Annotated in this window: 13 protein-coding genes; all 13 read left to right on the top strand. The window is 45.4% G+C overall.

Features of this window, described 5'->3' with window-relative positions; translation table 11 throughout:
- Window positions 1-107 precede the first annotated feature (107 nt).
- A complete protein-coding gene (locus MHB84_RS21885) occupies window positions 108-1070 on the top strand; it encodes a ketopantoate reductase family protein (protein WP_076288115.1) in 963 nt (320 codons plus the stop codon).
- Window positions 1070-1444, top strand: a complete 375-nt coding sequence (locus MHB84_RS21890) for a DUF3397 domain-containing protein (RefSeq protein ID WP_076288116.1) — start codon at window positions 1070-1072, stop codon at window positions 1442-1444. The genes MHB84_RS21885 and MHB84_RS21890 overlap by 1 nt, the downstream gene beginning before the upstream one ends.
- Window positions 1445-1595: 151 nt before the next feature.
- Entirely contained in the window at window positions 1596-3293 is a 1698-nt protein-coding gene (locus MHB84_RS21895) for a peptide ABC transporter substrate-binding protein (RefSeq protein WP_076288117.1), read from the top strand.
- 190 nt (window positions 3294-3483) lie between these two features.
- Window positions 3484-4416 carry an ABC transporter permease gene (locus MHB84_RS21900; protein ID WP_076288118.1) on the top strand — a complete coding sequence of 311 codons (933 nt, stop codon included), beginning with the start codon at window positions 3484-3486 and terminating at the stop codon, window positions 4414-4416.
- 47 nt (window positions 4417-4463) lie between these two features.
- Window positions 4464-5345, top strand: a complete 882-nt coding sequence (locus MHB84_RS21905) for an ABC transporter permease (RefSeq protein ID WP_371121656.1) — start codon at window positions 4464-4466, stop codon at window positions 5343-5345.
- Window positions 5346-5362: 17 nt separating this feature from the next.
- Window positions 5363-7126, top strand: a complete 1764-nt coding sequence (locus tag MHB84_RS21910) for an ABC transporter ATP-binding protein (RefSeq protein ID WP_076288119.1) — start codon at window positions 5363-5365, stop codon at window positions 7124-7126.
- A 155-nt stretch (window positions 7127-7281) separates the two neighbouring features.
- Complete coding sequence (gene bshC / locus MHB84_RS21915) at window positions 7282-8913, top strand: bacillithiol biosynthesis cysteine-adding enzyme BshC (RefSeq protein WP_076288120.1); 1632 nt, start codon at window positions 7282-7284, stop codon at window positions 8911-8913.
- Between the two features lie 45 nt (window positions 8914-8958).
- The gene (locus MHB84_RS21920) at window positions 8959-10224 is read left to right on the top strand and encodes an adenosylhomocysteinase (protein WP_076288121.1); all 1266 of its coding nucleotides are present in this window, start codon (window positions 8959-8961) and stop codon (window positions 10222-10224) included.
- Window positions 10225-10499: 275 nt separating this feature from the next.
- Window positions 10500-10937: a division/cell wall cluster transcriptional repressor MraZ gene (mraZ, locus tag MHB84_RS21925; RefSeq protein WP_017687291.1), complete on the top strand. Its 438-nt coding sequence runs from the start codon at window positions 10500-10502 to the stop codon at window positions 10935-10937.
- 18 nt (window positions 10938-10955) lie between these two features.
- Window positions 10956-11906 carry a 16S rRNA (cytosine(1402)-N(4))-methyltransferase RsmH gene (gene rsmH, locus MHB84_RS21930; protein WP_076288122.1) on the top strand — a complete coding sequence of 317 codons (951 nt, stop codon included), beginning with the start codon at window positions 10956-10958 and terminating at the stop codon, window positions 11904-11906.
- A 27-nt stretch (window positions 11907-11933) separates the two neighbouring features.
- On the top strand, window positions 11934-12362 hold the full coding sequence (locus MHB84_RS21935; RefSeq protein ID WP_076288123.1) for a hypothetical protein: 429 nt from the start codon (window positions 11934-11936) through the stop codon (window positions 12360-12362).
- Between the two features lie 50 nt (window positions 12363-12412).
- On the top strand, window positions 12413-14743 hold the full coding sequence (locus MHB84_RS21940; protein WP_076288124.1) for a penicillin-binding transpeptidase domain-containing protein: 2331 nt from the start codon (window positions 12413-12415) through the stop codon (window positions 14741-14743).
- 93 nt (window positions 14744-14836) lie between these two features.
- The gene (locus tag MHB84_RS21945; protein WP_076288125.1) at window positions 14837-16801 is read left to right on the top strand and encodes a stage V sporulation protein D; all 1965 of its coding nucleotides are present in this window, start codon (window positions 14837-14839) and stop codon (window positions 16799-16801) included.
- Window positions 16802-16843: the final 42 nt, after the last annotated feature.

The raw sequence follows: 16843 nt of genomic DNA on the forward strand, positions 1-16843 counted from the left end.
CCCGTCACACCTCCGTTACATAACGGCGGGTATGATGGGTTTTTTGTTTGCTGTTTTTGTTCTATTATAGATAAAAGCAACTATTGGAGCAGAGGTAGGGATGCAGGATGATCATTGACGTTGTAGGTTCAGGGTCACTGGGTCTTTTGTATGGAGGTAAGCTTCAGGACGCAGGCAACGAGGTTCGATTTTGGACAAGAACGGCCGAACAGGCAAACAAACTTAGTATCGAAGGATTTAAGGTCATTGAACAGGAGAAAACCATCCAGATTACACCTGATCATACCCAGGCCAAGCCGATTACGGAGTTTACCCGAGTATGGGAAAACTCACCTGGAGATTGGCTACTATTAATGGTGAAACAGACAGCAATACATGATGTTATACGTGAAATTGGTTCATTGAAGACGCAAGTGCTCAACATCGCATGTTTCCAAAATGGGGTTGGGCATCTGGATCATGTGCAAACCAATATGCCACATTCCAATGTATACAGCGTCATAACCACAGAAGGAGCGAAACGACAGCAAGATGGAGTCATCCGTGCAGGTATAGGAGAGACCTGGTTGGGCAAAAGTGCAGATGTACGTATCTCATCTTTAAAGCCAATGGATCCTAATGAACCCGTTCGTTTACAGGGACTTTTGCTGCAGGCAGGATTTGGCTGTACAGTGTCGAATGAAATCGATAAGCTGATTTATAGGAAGTTGTTAATCAATGCTGTCATTAACCCACTTACCGCGATATGGCGTATTCCTAACGGGGAGTTAATTACAAAGGAAGAGCGAATCGTGTTTATGCGTCAGTTGTATGATGAGGCATTGGCGGTATACAGAGCAAGCGGAATACTTCTTGAGGTAGATGTGTGGGAACAAATACTTTCCGTCTGTCGTTCCACAGCCTCGAATACATCTTCCATGCTGTCAGATGTTCTGCATGGACAAGAAACGGAGGTACAATCCATTAATGGGCAAATTGTAAGCATGGCGTGTCGGTGTGGCCTGTCTGCTCCAACGCATGAAGTACTGCTTCATCTGATTGAAGGTATGCAACCGGAAGGAGTGAGTTAATGGGATTTTTTATTGTGCTGAGCATACTGCCGTTCTTTCCGTTTTTTCTTGTCTATTGGATCATGTATGGATGGAAAAAAGATAAGCGTGTGGCGCTGCGCTCGGCAATGGATGTTACAACCTTATTCCTTATATTCTCTGTATCGGCGTTATTCAACTTAACATTTGATTCGAATTTTGGATTTTATTTAACATTAATACTCATACTAATAGCGCTTGGATTCATCGGAGGGGCGCAAAATCGGCTCAAAGGTAAGGTCGATGGGGGTAGAATGTTCCGGGCCGTTTGGCGCATGGCTTTTGTCATAATGAGTTTTGGATATGTTTTGTTTACTATATTTGGATTATTTAGATACTTCATGAAACAGATGTGAGGATACATAACGCAAAAGGGCTAAAAAATGTGTCGATTTTGTCGAAAACTGAAAAAAACATTACTTTCTGAAAAAGTAATGTAGATTTTTTTGACCGGTGGTTGTATAATCTATAAACATATACCACATCAATTTAGGGGGAAAGTGTTAGATGAAAAGGAAAAGTCTATTAGTCCTTTTGACGCTGATTTTGGCGTTCGGTACCGTACTTGCAGCGTGCGGATCGAAAAACGAAGGCACAGGTAACACCGATACTGGTTCTGCAACCGAAGGAAATGGTCTTGCTAAAGATCAAGTCCTGAAAATTAACCTGTCAGCTGAACCTCCTACGTTAGACCCGGCTCAAGCAAAAGACAGCCAAACCAACACTGTACTGAAATTCTTGTATGAAGGTCTTGTGCGTATCGACCCTGATGGCAAAGAAGCTCCAGGTGTTGCTAAAGACTGGACAATTTCCGAAGATGGTTTGAAATATGTTTTCAACCTGAACCCGGATGCTAAATGGAGCAACGGTGATGCAATCACTGCCGAAGACTTTGTACGTTCTTGGGAACGCGCTTTGAAACCGGAAACAGCTTCTCCATATGCTTACCAACTGTATTACATCAAAGGTGCTGAGGGTTACAACCTGAGCAAAGACGAAACATATAAAGGTACTAAAATCACAGACTTCTCTCAAGTAGGTGTTAAAGCTACTGATGAGCACACGCTGGAAGTAACGTTGGAAAACCCAACACCTTACTTCTTGGGTCTGACAGCATTCTACACGTACTACCCAGTACACAAGTCTGCTGACACGAATGACAAATTCTTCACAGACTACAAAAACATGATCGTTAACGGACCATTCACAATGGATCAATACGCTAAAGGTCAAAAAATCGTTGTCAAGAAAAACGATAGCTACCATGCAGCTTCTGACATTAAATTGTCTGAAATTAATATGTCCCTGACAAACAGCAGTGCTTCCGAACTGCAAGCTTACAAGTCTGGACAATTGGACTACACAGGCGCACCTAACGGTGAAATTCCTTCCGACCAAATTCCTTCTGTAAAAGCGGAATTGCCGGACGAGTTTAAAGCTACTGGTATTGCAAGTACTTACTACTACCAGTTCAACGTTAATGAAGCTCCATTTAACAACGTTAAAATCCGTAAAGCTTTTGCAATGTCAATCGAGCGTCAATTGATCGTTGACAAAGTAACACAAGGTGGACAAATTCCAGCTTTCGGCTTTGTACCTCCAGGTATCCGCGGTGAAAACGCCGAATTCCGTGATGAGCACAAAGACGACTACTTCACTGAGAACGTAGAAGAAGCTAAGAAATTGCTTGCTGAAGGTATGAAAGAAGAAGGCTACACAACATTGCCAGCAGTAACTTTGATCTACAATACTAGTGACGGTCATGCGAAAATCGCTCTTGCTGTTGCTGACATGTGGAAGAAAAACCTTGGTGTTGACGTGAAAACGGAAAACCAAGAGTGGGGCGTATTCCTTGAGAACCGTCAAAACCAAAACTTCCAAATCGCTCGTGCGGGCTGGTCTGCTGACTACAACGATCCGTACAACTTCTTGGAAATGTGGACTACTGGAAACACAAACAATGATTCCAAATTCAGCAATGAACAGTATGACAAAGATGTTAAAGAGACTGTAAAATCTGCAGATCCAGCTACTCGTATGGCTGCTTTTGCTGACGCTGAGAAAATCCTGATTCAAGATGAAATGGGCGTATTGCCGATTTATTACTACACTAACGTATCTTTGACTAAGCCTTACCTGAAAGGCATACAACTTGATTTCAGTGGAGCTATTGACTTCACTCGTGCATATCTGGAAGAGAAATAAGTTGTTCTGAAGTCTATATGATTACTTCGGGATATATATGTGGAATTCCATATATATCCCGATTTTTTTGTATGTGCACCGATTTTCCTTATAATTCTTGAAATTTCCGATAAATGGATTGGACATTATTCTTGTCTAATTCTACAATCGATTTGTATACAAAATATTGTTTTGTGGAGGTGTGCAAGGGTTGGTTAAGTACGTGCTGAAAAAACTGCTATTTATGCTGCTATCGCTTTTCATACTCGCATCAGCAACCTTCTTCCTGATGAAGGCCATTCCAGGTGACCCTTTTACATCCGAGAAAAAAGTATCACCTGAAATCCGGGCACTTTTGGAAGTGAAGTATGGTTTGGACAAACCGATGTATGAACAATACCTGAAGTATATGGGTGGAATCATTCAGGGTGATTTCGGGGTTTCTATGAAATACCTGAATCAAGATGTAACGGGTATGATCACTCAAACGTTTACAGCATCGCTGAAGCTAGGAATCTTTGCGATTATTATCTCAATTGTTGTGGGGGTTTTGTTGGGGCTTATTGCCGCAGTGTACCATCGCAAGTTGATTGATGATATTACGATGATTCTGGCTGTTATCGGGATTGCTGTACCGAGTTTCTTGCTCGCATCCCTGGTGCAATATGTTTTTGCATTCAAACTCGGCTGGTTTAATGTTATGGGCTTCGATGGCCCACTCGACTATGTGCTTCCGGTTGCCGCACTGTCAGCATCTCCAATTGCCTTTATCGCACGTTTGACGCGTTCAAGCATGTTGGAAGTGTTGCATGCAGATTACATCAAGACAGCCAAAGCCAAAGGTTTGAAATGGCCTGCTATCATGTTTAAACACGTTTTACGGAACGGTATTTTGCCAGTCGTTACTTATGTTGGTCCGATGACAGCAAATATCATCACGGGTTCCGTTGTTATTGAGCAGATCTTTAATATTGGTGGAATTGGTAAAGTATTTGTAGAGAGTATTACGAATCGTGATTACACGATGATCATGGGGATTACAATCTTCTATGGTATTCTCTTGATGCTTGCACGTTTCCTGACGGATATCGCTTACGTGTTGATTGATCCTAGAATTAAGCTAGAAAGCCGGAAGGGGGCATAACGTTGTCTGGCACGAATAACAACAATAATGAAACGGCGAACACAGGCCTGGATAGTCAGGCAGCGTTGAAATCGCAAGAGAGTGTATCGCTATTCAAAGACGCTATGTACAGACTTGCAACCAACAAGGCCGCTATGATTAGTTTGGCTGTTCTAGTCCTTGTTGTCATTTTCTCTATGATTGGTCCAACTTCGTTGTTCTCAAGCTATAATTATTATTCCAATGATTTGTTAAATGCCAATGCTGCACCGAGTGCTGAACACTGGTTCGGAACAGATGAACTGGGTCGTGATGTATGGGTAAGAACCTGGGTAGGTGCACGTGTGTCTCTTACTGTAGGTTTGGCTGCTGCTTTGATTGACCTTGTCATCGGGGTAATTTATGGAGCCATTATGGGCTTCTACGGTGGACGTGTTGATGGCATCATGAACAAGTTCTCTGAGATCTTGTACTCCCTGCCATACATGCTCGTTGTTATCCTGTTGCTGGTTGTATTGGAGCCAAGTCTGACAACGATTATCATTGCACTCACCATTACAGGATGGATCAGTATGTCCTGGATTGTGCGTGGCGAGATTATGCAACTCAAAAACAGAGACTTTATCCTTGCTGCTCGTTCCATGGGCGCAAGCACTGGACGTCAACTCTTCCGTCATTTGTTGCCAAATGCTGTCGGACCAATTCTCGTTACATTGACGTTGTCCATCCCAAATGCCATCTTCGCAGAAGCATTTTTGAGCTTCCTCGGATTGGGTGTATCTGCACCTAAATCCTCTCTTGGATCTATGATCAATGATGCACTTACAGGCTGGACGCTGTATCCTTGGCGGATGTGGTTCCCTGCAGGTTTGATGGTTATGACAATGCTCGCATTTAACTTGCTTGGTGACGGCTTGCGTGACGCGCTTGATCCGAAATTACGTAAATAGAAATAGGAGGTGGGATTATGGAGCCGATTTTAACAGTCAAAGACCTGAGTGTGTCATTTACGACGCGTTCTGGTGAGTTTGATGCCGTTAAAAATGTGAGTTTTGAACTTGGCAAAGGAGAGACGCTGGGGATCGTAGGTGAATCCGGTAGTGGTAAGAGTGTTACTGCCCAAACCATCATGAAATTGATTCCCTCCCCGCCTTCGAAGGTCAAAAGCGGAGAAATTACTTTTCACGGGCAGGACCTGCTGAATAAGACAGATAAACAGATGGAAGCCATCCGTGGTAAAGATATCGGCATGATCTTCCAGGATCCAATGACTTCTTTGAATCCTACCATCAAAATTGGTAAGCAAATTACCGAGGTACTGCGCAAGCATCAGAACATGTCCAAAAAAGAAGCTGAAAAAAGCGCATTGGAAATGCTCGAACTTGTAGGCATCAAAAATGCGGAAGCGCGTATGAACCATTATCCACACCAATTTTCCGGTGGTATGCGCCAGCGTGCTATGATTGCAATTGCCTTGGCATGTCGTCCATCCCTTCTGATTGCGGATGAGCCAACAACTGCACTCGACGTAACGATTCAGGCACAAATCTTGGATGTTATGAAAGACATGCAGCAAAAGCTTGGAACTTCGATCATGCTTATCACGCATGACCTTGGAGTAGTTGCAGGAATGTGTGACCGTGTTGTCGTTATGAAGGAAGGCGAAGTTGTTGAAACAGGAACAACTGCTGAAATCTTCAGTAATCCTCAACATCCATACACGATTAAATTGCTGAATGCTCTTCCTCGTCTGGACGAGCCTAAAAAAGAAAAGCCTACTCCAGTTGGTATTATCAAAGGTGCCAACAAGCCGCTGGTTCAAGTGAAGAACCTGAAACAATACTTCAATTTGGGCAAAGGGAACATTCTCAAAGCGGTTAATGATGTTAGCTTTGATATTTTTGAAGGCGAAACACTTGGAGTTGTAGGGGAGTCTGGCTGTGGTAAATCCACAACTGGCCGTACAATTCTGCGCCTTTATGAGCCAACAGGCGGAAATGTTAACTTTAATGGAACGGATATTTACAAGCTGTCCCCACGCAAGATGAAAGAAATGCGTAAAGATATGCAGATGATTTTCCAGGATCCTTATGCATCCTTGAACCCACGTTTCAACGTTATGGATATCATCGGTGAATCTCTTGATATTCATGGTCTGGCATCAAGTCGGACAGAGCGGAAGAGACGTGTTGAAGAATTGCTTGATCTTGTAGGTCTGAATCCTAGCCACGCACTCCGTTATCCGCATGAATTCTCAGGTGGTCAAAGACAACGGATCGGAATTGCCCGTGCATTGGCTGTAGATCCTAAATTCATCATCTGTGATGAGCCATTGTCAGCATTGGACGTTTCCATTCAGGCTCAGGTCGTTAATTTGCTTGAAGAACTTCAGCAACGCCTCGGCTTGACATACCTGTTCATTGCGCATGACTTGTCCATGGTTAAACATATCAGTGACCGTGTAGCTGTAATGTACATGGGTAAAGTGGTCGAGTTGGCAGAAAGTGAAGAACTTTATGCTAATCCGATTCACCCTTACACCAAAACATTGCTGTCTGCGATCCCTGTACCTGATCCGGAAGTAGAAGCGAGCAAACGTCGCATCTTGCTGCCGGAAGAACAAGCACTTAAGAATGGATCTGGTGGTCCTGCAAATGATCCATACAACCTGCAGAACGCTCAATTGATTGAGGTATCCAAAGGTCACTGGGTTGCAGAACCTTACGTATAAAAAGTACAAATTTCATTTGGACTTATCCATGAATATCAAACCGCCGACTTTGTTCGGCGGTTTTTTATTTTTTGATGCACTTTCTTTTGACGAAGAGGGCTCTCATTCGGTACAATCAAGAAAGGCTCTTTGAAGCAGAATAGGAGGCAGACCTCATGAAAGGTATTACCGAGGCACTCCGCAGCGGAACTCGACTTGCAGAAGACTATGTCTGTTCAAGGGATGCTGCGCGTGGCCTTTACGAGTATGACATTCGCTGGGAATCGGGGCTTCATACACGTGCCGAGTGGCTAGATCAATCGGAGAACACACGTATTCCTCGTCAACGTCTGGCAGAGTATCTACGTATATATAATAAACGGGTGAACGATCATGGTGCTGTTCATGATTCCATCACACGTCTCGCGGAACAAGATGCGTTGGTTGTTACGGGAGGACAGCAAAGCGGCCTGCTTACAGGTCCGTTGTTTGTAATTTACAAAGCAGCAAGTGTGGTTGCAGCTGCGCGGGAAGCGGAGAACAGGCTACAACGGCCGGTCGTTCCCGTTTTTTGGATTGCAGGTGAAGACCATGATTGGGATGAGGTGAACCACACATACTTGCCTGACGCCAACGGTGACATGACAAAGATCAAGTTACAAGGGCGGTTTGCAGGCAGGGATTCTGTGAGTTATGTCCATGTGGAAACAGAACAATGGATGACCGTGCTGAAGCAGGTGGAGCATCTTTTACCGGATACGGTGCACAAACCAGGATTAATAAAGCTGGTTACGGAGATTCATCAGTCGAGTTCGAACTTGAGTGATGCGTTTGCCCGGTTAATCTCAGCGTTGTTTGGCAGCAGTGGACTTATTCTGATGGATGCTGCAGATCCAGACTTGCGCAGACTTGAGCAGCCTGTATTTGAACGTTTGATTCGTGAAAATGGGACATTACGCCAAGCATATGCACAAGGTGCCTCCGCATTGGAACAAGCCGGATATGCCATGCCAGCTGAAGTCGCGGAAGATGGGGCCAATCTGTTTTACATACATGAAGGGGCGCGGTTGCTTCTGATGTTGAAAGACGGCTTGTACGGCGACCGTAAAGGTCTGGTTTCATTTACAGAAGAACGACTGCTTCAGGAACTGGCTGAACATCCCGAGCGGTTTAGCAACAATGTATTGACCCGGCCATTGATGCAAGATTCCATTTTACCTGTAGCGGCTGTTATCTTAGGTCAAGGTGAGATCGCGTACTGGGGATTGACACGTGAAGCGTTTGCCCGGTTTGAGCTGCAGATGCCTATCTTGCTTCCACGTCTGTCCTTTACCATTATGGAAGATGTTCATCACAAACATATGAAGCAGTACGGTCTTTCTTTCCAGGACGTTCAATATCATATGGATGAAAAGAGGGAACAATGGCTGGCGCAACAGGAGACCTTCCAGGTCGATGAACAGTTCGAGCGCATTCAACAAGCATTTGCCGATCTATATCGTCCATTGCTTGATCAAATTTCAGAGATCCACCCTGGTTTGGACCGAATTGGAGATACCAATGTAGGCAAGATCAGCGAACAGATGCAGTATCTGCAACAGCAGACCCACAAAGCCATCAAAGATAAACACGATGTGAGTCTAAGGCACTGGAACGGGGTGCAAAACTCACTCTTTCCCATGAACAAACCGCAGGAACGAGTGCATAACGTGCTCTTTTACTTGAACCGTTATGGAACCGAGTGGATTGAACAACTGATTGAAAGTCAGAACGAATTCCGTGGACAACACCAAGTGATCACGTTGTAGTGGCCTTTTATAATAGAAGGAATAGATAATCGAGGAGGATGAGGAATGACTACCCCTGCATTGCAAAACAGTATCGTTAAAGATATGGGACTCGCTTCAGAAGGTCATCTGAAAATTGATTGGGTAGAAGCACATATGCCAGTGTTGAACCGCATTCGTCGCCAATTTGAACAGGATCTTCCGTTTAAAGGTTTGAAGGTAGCCATTTGCCTTCACCTTGAGGCCAAAACGGCTTATCTAGCGAAAGTCATTCAAGCTGGTGGTGCAGAAGTGACGATTACACATAGCAACCCATTGTCAACACAGGACGATGTTTGTGCTGCTCTGGTGGAAGACGGCGTTACTGTGTATGCCAAACATAATCCGGACCCTGTTGAGTTCAAAGAACTGCAACTCCGTGCACTTGAAGTGAAACCTGATCTGATTATTGATGACGGTGGAGACTTTGCCACTATTATTGCTTCTGAACGTCCTGATCTAGCTGCCACCATTCGTGGTGGAGCAGAGGAAACGACAACGGGCATCATTCGTCTGAAAGCTTTGGCGAAAGAAGGACAATTGCGTTTCCCAATGGTTGCAGTCAATGACGCTTATTGCAAATACTTGTTTGATAACCGTTACGGTACAGGTCAGTCTGCATTCGATGGTATCATCCGTACAACCAATCTGGTCGTTGCAGGAAAGAACGTAGTTGTAGCGGGTTATGGCTGGTGTGGTAAAGGTGTAGCAATGCGTGCCAAAGGGCTCGGAGCAAATGTTATCGTAACTGAAATTGATCCTATAAAGGCCGTAGAAGCTCATATGGACGGATTCCGTGTCATGACGATGGTGGAAGCTGCAAAATTGGGGGATTTCTTCATCGCTGTTACCGGCAATAAAGATGTGATCACTGGAGAGCATTACGATGTGATGAAGGATGGAGCCATTCTTAGCAATGCAGGTCACTTTGACGTGGAAGTAAACAAACCTGAACTTGCTAAACGTTCCGATTCGATTCGTACCGTACGCCGCAACATTGAAGAATATCGCTTCAAAGATGGTCGTAAAATGTATTTGCTGGCTGAAGGACGTCTCGTAAACCTGGGTGCAGCCGATGGACACCCTGCCGAGATTATGGATACAACGTTTGCATTGCAAGCGCTGGGTCTGCGTTATGTGAGCGAGAACTATGCGGAACTGGGTAAAACCGTTGTTAATGTACCTTATGACATTGACCAACAAGTTGCCAGTTACAAACTGGAAAGCTTGAATATTGCCATCGACTCCTTGTCCGCCGAACAGGAAAAATATCTGGATAGCTGGAAATTCTAAGAGCCATCCATTAATTACAAGCTGATTAAGTGCTTCAAAGGGTTTAAAATGGTTTATTAATGATATGGCTCATATGCGGGTGTACGTGCGATTGCCCGTAAACGGGAAACGTCTTTGATCCTGAGTGACAGGATCAAAGACGTTTTTTTGCGGTTGCGAAATTAAAAAAAGTAAAGCCTGTAAGAAGGGTTTTGATTTTTTTGTGCGAATCTATTATGCTTAGGTGGTGGAAAGTGGGGCAAAGTGGGAGAATCGGGTGAGGAGTGAGTGGGCCAATGTTTATGGGGGAGTTCCAACATAGCATTGATGACAAGGGTCGGGTTATTATTCCGGCTAAATTCCGCGAATCTCTGGGACCGTCTTTCGTTGTCACACGGGGTTTGGACCAGTGTCTTTTCGTGTACCCCATGGAGGAGTGGGGGGTCATGGAACAGAAGCTCAAAGCACTGCCATTGATGAAATCCGATGCACGTGCGTTTACCCGGTTTTTTTTCTCGGGTGCCACCGAATGTGAATTGGACAAACAGGGCAGGGTAAATTTGCCGGGCAATCTTAGAGAGTATGCCAAGCTGGACAAGGATTGCGTTGTTCTTGGCGTGTCGAACCGGGTGGAGATTTGGAGCAAAGGCATATGGGAGAGTTATTTCAATCAATCCGAAGAAGCATTCAACGACATTGCCGAAAAGCTGGTCGATTTTAATTTTGATCTATAAAGTCAGGAGGGGTGCAGGTTGTTTCACCACATAACCGTACTCAAAGAAGAGGCAACAGAGGGTTTAAACATCAAGCAGGACGGTATATACGTGGACTGCACTTTAGGCGGTGGCGGACATAGCTCCGTGATTGCATCCAAGCTCGGTCCAGGGGGGCGTCTGATCGCACTGGATCAGGATGATTGGGCTTTGGATAACGCGCGTGAAAAATTGGCTCCATATGGAGATCGGATTACATTGGTCAAAACCAATTTCCGTGATCTCGAACAGGTACTGAAAGAACTGGATGTACCGATGAAAGATGGCGTGCCACAGGTCGATGGTATTTTGTACGATTTGGGAGTATCATCGCCGCAATTCGACGAAGGAGAACGTGGATTTAGCTACAATCACGATGCTCCGTTGGATATGCGTATGGATCAGGACGCATCCCTTACCGCCAAAGAGATTGTTAACGAATGGCCGGAAGAGGAGATTGCCCGCATTCTGTATCGCTATGGTGAAGAGAAATTCTCAAGACGAATTGCTCGTGTCATTGTTGAAAAAAGGAAGCAGTCCACAATTGAGACTACTGGCGAACTGGTGGAATTAATCAAGGAAGGTATTCCGGCGGCGGCTCGTCGTACCGGAGGACATCCTGCAAAACGCAGTTTTCAGGCATTGCGAATTGCCGTTAATGATGAGCTGGGCGCGTTCGAAGAAGCGTTACATCAGGCCGTTCGGTGCTTGGCACCAGGCGGACGTGTATCTGTTATTACTTTTCACTCACTTGAGGACCGAATTTGCAAACAGATTTTTAGCAGTTATCTGGAGAAATGTACATGCCCTCCCGATTTCCCGTTGTGTGTTTGCGGCGGTAAGGGTGCCATGCGTTTAGTGAACAGAAAGCCGCTGATTCCAACGGAAACGGAACTGGCCGAAAACTCCCGTGCTCGTTCAGCGAAGCTGCGCGTAGCCGAGAAACTGTAAATCAAGAGCGGAGGAGAGAGTCGGAGTATGGCATATACACGTGGTAATCTGGCAGTGAAAGAAAAAGCGTCCCAAGAACGTGTGACCCAGCAGCGGTACAAGGAAACCACCAAAGTGGTGACCCGTCGTACCGGTCTTCCGGCACGCGAGAAATTTTTGTATCTGATTACTCTAGTTGCAGTCATTCTTGTGGGTGGTGTTATGATGTCGCGTTACGCTCACATCTATGATCTGAATAAGCAGGCACAGACAACGTTGTCTGACGTGAGAGAAGCAGAGAGAACGATTGCAGATTTGCAAGTGGAAAAAGAAAAACTAAACAATTTGGTCATCGAGAATGCTCGCAAGCTTGGTTACGTTGAGGCTTCCGGCAAGGATGTCATTTTTGTACCTCGCTCAACAAGTACAACGAACTCGACAGGTACTGAATCGTCCTCGGATACAGCAAATAAGTAGAACATTTTGTATCAATCCTTACAAAGTGCTGAAGCAAAAGAGGTGTACCGATGGTAAAAAGAATAAAGATGCGCACGCTGCTTATAGGGGGATGTATTACCCTCTTTTTTCTTGTATTAATAACCCGAATCTTTTTTATTCAGGTTGTTAATGGCGGTATTTGGCAGGAAAGAGCAGCTGGATTGGTTGAACGCGAACAAACCATCAAGGCGAGTCGCGGGACAATCACAGACCGCAATGGTAACATTTTGGCGACGGATGCGCCTGCATACACGGTGTCCGTTAACCCAAAGATAATTAATCAACTTGGGATTGAAGATGTGGTCACTAACAAATTATCTAGCTTGTTGGGTAAAAGCGAGAGTGAAATGCGCGCACTTGTAACAGCGAAAAAGCAAGATGGGACATTCTTTCAACAACGTGAAGTGCGAAGTGAAGGGTATAAAATTAACCCTGATTTGGCTACCAAAGTAGAAGAATTTCGCAAAGAACTGAAAGATGACTACAAGGGTCAAAATGCGATTGTCATGACACAAGAGTCGAAGCGATATTATCCGGAAGAAACGCTCGCCTCTCATTTGCTGGGATACATGAGCCGTGATGGGAAGGCTGTTAATGGACTTGAAGTCTCCTATGATGAACAGCTTACAGGTATAGATGGTTATCTGAACTACCAAAATGATGCCAAAGGGTACAAGCTGCCTGATTCCCAGGACAACTACCTTCCACCGCAGAATGGAAGCAACTTAAAGCTGACGATTGATGATACAATTCAGTATTACATCGAAGATGCAATGAAAGAAGCTGTTGCCCAGTACAATCCACTGAGCATGACTGTCATTGCAGCAGATCCTAACACCATGGAAATCTTAGGAATGGCCAATTGGCCGACCTTTAATCCTAATACGTATGCGGAAACGCCGGATCAGAAAAATTTTATCAACCATGCGATACAATCCATCTATGAACCAGGATCTACTTTTAAAATTGTTACTCTGGCGGGCGCAGTTGAAGAGAAGCTGTTTGATCCGAATGCTACGTTTGAATCCAAGCGAGTCTATATTGGTGGCTACCCAATCAGTGATAACGGTCACGCCTATGGACGGATTTCCTACTTGGAAGGTGTCAAACGTTCAAGTAACATTGCGTTTGTTAATCTGGGTTATAACATGCTTGGCGGTGAACGTTTGCGTCATTACATAGACCAATTCGGTTTTGGTAAAAAGACGGGCATTGATCTGCCGAGTGAATCGGCTTCACCAATCAAGCCGCTGGTTTATAAATCGGAAATTGCCACAGCAGCATATGGTCATGGTCTTGTACAGGTAACACCAATCCAGCAGGTAGCAGCCATTTCGGCCATTGCCAACGGCGGCAAACTTATGGAACCGCATCTGGTGAAGGAAATTATTAACCCGAATGACGGTACATCAGAAGTAATCAAGCCGAAGGTTGTTCGTCAGGTGATTTCCAAGGAGTCCTCCAAGCTGGTGAGCGGTTATCTGGAACAGGTTGTAGCTGACCAAACGATTGGTACAGGGCGCAATGCTTATATCGAAGGATACCGAGTTGCAGGTAAAACGGGTACTGCTAGAAAAGTAGTGAACGGGGAATACAGTAAATCCAAAGACGTCGTTTCGTTTATCGGATTTGCACCCGTTAATAATCCCAAAATCGCGATGTTGATTGTAATTGACCAGCCAGATGGTTCCAATATTGGCGGAGGTACTGCAGCTGCTCCCGTATTCAAGAAGATTGTGAGCCAGACTCTTCAGTACATGGGAGTTCCCAAAGATACAGTAAAGACCACTGACAAAAAGTCAAAAACAACGCCGGTCGTTCAAGCTAAAGCTCCTGATCTGTCAGGTAAGACAGCCAAACAGGCTAGAAGCCAACTATTGAACGCCGGAATTGCCTATGAGACGCTTGGTCAAGGTGAAAATGTCATTCGCCAGTATCCTGTGGCAGGTGCAGCCATGAATCCTGGCCAACGAATCTACCTGTTGACCGAAGAAAGCAGCAAAATGAAGATCCCTGATCTGACCGGCGAATCACTACGAGATGCACTTGAAGTGCTCTCCCTCATGAAAGTGGGTGTGACCGTTAAAGGTGAAGGATATGTGGTGAAGCAAACGGAGCAGGTGGCAGGCGAACAGAGAACGGTTGAGCTTGTGCTGCAGACGGCCAAAGCGGCAGTTACCGGTATAGCAGATGAAGCTCCCGAGTCTTCTGATCCAGCATTAGGGGACGAGACTAACAATCAGGGAGCAACTGATGGAACGGCGAACACCGAAGAAACAGGCAAAACCGATACTACAAATCCACCTTCAAATGAGACAAAATCATCTGATAACACATCGGATGGGGCTTCGCTTCCATAGAGATCACAGACAGCTTGTTCTAACCCCCGGTTGTCCTGAATATTCATGAATTGAACACAATCATGATTTTGGGACGAGTGGGGGGATCTTTTCGTGAAGGGGTCAAGCGTAAATCTGCGGCGCAGGTTGTTATGGAGTTTAGTGATTTTAGTTCTCTTATTCTCAGCCTTGGTGATTAGGCTTGCTTATGTACAGTTAGGGAAAGGGCCGGAACTATCTGCGAAAGCGGAAGAGTCCTGGCGGCGGAATATTCCTTATTCAGCCAAACGGGGAGAGATCCTGGATCGAAATGGAACCTCTCTCGCCTACAATATAACCACACCAACCATTATGGCGATTCCTGCCCAGGTGAAGGAAGCGGAGACAACAGCAAGAGAACTGGCTCCTTTGCTGGGGATGACCGAAGAGAAAGTGCTGGCAACCATCAAGAAAAGAGAACTAATTGTACGACTACAACCCGGTGGCCGCAAAATTACGATGGAGAAGGCTCAGCACATCCGTGATTTGAAGCTTCCGGGTATCGTTGTTGCTGAGGATAATAAACGCTTTTATCCTTATGATGATCTGGCGGCCCATATTCTTGGTTTTACAGGCATTGATAATCAGGGCTTAACGGGTGTAGAGAAAAAGTATGATGATAAACTGAACGGTTTGAATGGCAGTGTGTCCTACTTGTCCGATGCGGCCGGAAGGCTAATGCCGGGCTCATCTGAGAAGTATGTGGAACCGAAGGATGGTCTGAACCTCAAGCTGACTATTGATAAATCGATTCAGTCCATCATGGAACGCGAGCTGGATCAGGCTATGGTCAAATTCCAGGCCAACTCGGCGCTTGCCATTGCAATGAACCCTAAGACGGGTGAAATCCTTGGCATGGCCAGTAGACCCGGATATGAACCAGCTGATTATCAGCAATATCCGGCCGATGTATACAACCGGAATTTACCGATCTGGATGACGTATGAACCAGGTTCAACGTTCAAAATCATTACGCTTGCAGCAGCACTTGAAGAGAAAAAAGTAAATCTGACGCAGGATCAGTTCTATGATCCCGGATTTGTTGAAGTTGGAGGCGCTCGCCTGCGTTGCTGGAAAAAGGGCGGTCATGGAAGCCAGACCTTCCTGCAAGTTGTGGAGAATTCCTGCAACCCTGGATTTGTTGCACTAGGTCAGAGACTGGGCAAAGAATCATTATTCTCCTATATTAAAGACTTTGGATTCGGCACCAAAACAGGCATTGATCTGAGTGGTGAGGCCAGCGGGATTTTGTTTAAACTGTCACGGGTTGGACCTGTGGAGCTTGCGACCACTGCTTTTGGTCAAGGGGTATCCGTTACGCCGATTCAGCAGGTAGCAGCTGTGTCAGCAGCTATTAATGGTGGTAAACTATACAAGCCATATGTTACAAAGGCTTGGGTTCATCCGGAAACGGGTGAAGTGATGGAAGAGGCCAAGCCGGAACTGGTTCGACAAGTCATCTCCGAAGATACGTCCAAGCAAGTACGTGAAGCACTGGAGAGTGTCGTTGCCAAGGGTACGGGACGCCCGGCGTTTATTGATGGATACCGGGTTGGCGGCAAAACGGGTACAGCCCAGAAGGTAATCAATGGACGTTATTCCTCTACCGAGCATATTGTATCCTTTATCGGTTTTGCTCCGGCGGATGATCCGCAGATTGTTGTGTATACTGCGGTGGATAACCCGAAAGGAATTCAGTTCGGCGGCGTGGTTGCTGCACCGATCGTACAGAACATTCTAGAGGATGCGCTGCATTATATGAATGTTCCGGTTCGGAAGGATCAGGTAGCCAAAGAATACAAGTATGGAGAAACGAAAATCGTGACGGTTCCCGATCTGACAGGAGCTACGGTCGAAGACCTGTATGAGGATCTGAATATGAACTTTATGCTGGCTAAATCCGGCAGTGGGAAATATGTCATTAACCAGGCTCCAAAGCCAGGAGCGCGGGTTGATCAGGGTTCTACTATACGGATCTATATGGGTGATGTTCTGAATGATATTCATGATCATACCAAGGAGGAAGGACAAGAGCCCTGATGGGGCTCTTGATCACCACCGCAACAAAATGCACTGAGTTGC

The sequence above is a fragment of the Paenibacillus sp. FSL F4-0087 genome, from assembly GCF_038020215.1.
GTDB classification, from domain to species: Bacteria; Bacillota; Bacilli; order Paenibacillales; family Paenibacillaceae; genus Paenibacillus; species Paenibacillus taichungensis.

What these genes read in the sequence shown, in the direction of transcription:
- mraZ (WP_017687291.1), top strand. Translation starts at nt 10,500, where the DNA reads ATGTTTATGGGGGAGTTCCAACATAGCATTGATGACAAGGGTCGGGTT.
- MHB84_RS21935 (WP_076288123.1), top strand. Translation starts at nt 11,934, where the DNA reads ATGGCATATACACGTGGTAATCTGGCAGTGAAAGAAAAAGCGTCCCAA.
- MHB84_RS21890 (WP_076288116.1), top strand. Translation starts at nt 1,070, where the DNA reads ATGGGATTTTTTATTGTGCTGAGCATACTGCCGTTCTTTCCGTTTTTT.
- MHB84_RS21885 (WP_076288115.1), top strand. Translation starts at nt 108, where the DNA reads ATGATCATTGACGTTGTAGGTTCAGGGTCACTGGGTCTTTTGTATGGA.
- MHB84_RS21940 (WP_076288124.1), top strand. Translation starts at nt 12,413, where the DNA reads ATGGTAAAAAGAATAAAGATGCGCACGCTGCTTATAGGGGGATGTATT.
- MHB84_RS21910 (WP_076288119.1), top strand. Translation starts at nt 5,363, where the DNA reads ATGGAGCCGATTTTAACAGTCAAAGACCTGAGTGTGTCATTTACGACG.
- bshC (WP_076288120.1), top strand. Translation starts at nt 7,282, where the DNA reads ATGAAAGGTATTACCGAGGCACTCCGCAGCGGAACTCGACTTGCAGAA.
- MHB84_RS21895 (WP_076288117.1), top strand. Translation starts at nt 1,596, where the DNA reads ATGAAAAGGAAAAGTCTATTAGTCCTTTTGACGCTGATTTTGGCGTTC.
- MHB84_RS21920 (WP_076288121.1), top strand. Translation starts at nt 8,959, where the DNA reads ATGACTACCCCTGCATTGCAAAACAGTATCGTTAAAGATATGGGACTC.